This window comes from Methanosaeta sp. UBA356, from assembly GCF_002496465.1.
Taxonomy (GTDB): Archaea; Halobacteriota; Methanosarcinia; order Methanotrichales; family Methanotrichaceae; genus Methanothrix; species Methanothrix soehngenii.
The window spans coordinates 15270-16081 of the sequence record NZ_DAKC01000101.1 but is presented as its reverse complement, the minus strand read 5'-3'; the positions used below and the strand labels follow the sequence as shown (position 1 = coordinate 16081).

General features: G+C 60.1%; 1 protein-coding gene. It reads right to left on the bottom strand.

Annotated features, from left to right (window positions below; translation table 11 throughout):
• The coding region (locus tag BP727_RS09335) for a Fic family protein (protein ID WP_286858507.1) at positions 1-812 on the bottom strand (812 nt) is incomplete at both ends.

Sequence of the window (812 nt, the reverse complement as noted above, 5' to 3'; positions counted from 1 at the left end):
CTTCTTCCCGAACTATTGCCGATAAGCTGCCGATGTATTGCCGATATTTTGCCGATAAACTATAGGATCGAGCACGACGGGAGGGATCGGCTACTTCCAGCCAGCCATCTCTAACCCAATCCGTTAGAAGGTTCCTGGCCATGCGCTCGGAGAGACCAAGCTCTGCTGCCACCTGAGGAGCGGTGACGGTTTCCTTTGCAGCAAAGAGGCCGAGCACCACCCTTGCCCGATGATCCAGGCGACGCAGCTCCTCCGGCTCGGCCTGCCGCCCTTCAAAGGCGCACTTTTGGGCAGTGAGCCGGACGGCCTCAAAGACTGCTGCCAGGGTGGAGATGAAGTATTCCAGCCAGGGCGTCACATCGGCCTCGCTTCTGCCGAAGTAGTAGTTGTGGTGAGGATGAGTAGTTAGGGCTTGATAGTAGCCGGGAAGATCTCGGGCGTGGTGCTCCTCCAGGGAGAAGAAGCCGTTCAGGCCGTAGCCGCCTTTGTGCAGGATAAATGTGGCCAGCAGGCGGGCGGTTCTGCCGTTGCCGTCGTAGTAGGGGTGAATGGTGACAAACTGGTAGTGGACCAGGCCGGCTATGAGGGGAGCAGGCAGCCCGGACCTTTCCGCCTCGTCTGCCCAGGCCACCAGGGAGGCCATGAGGGAGGGGACATCCTCTGCCTCCGGGGGCAGGTAGATCAGAGCGCCTGTGGAGCTGTTCTTGATGGCATTCTGGCCTTCCCGGTAGGGCGTGGGCTTCGCACGGGGACCGACCTCGACCAGAGCATGAAGCCTCTTGATCAGCTCCTCAGTGAGCGGCTTTTTCTTC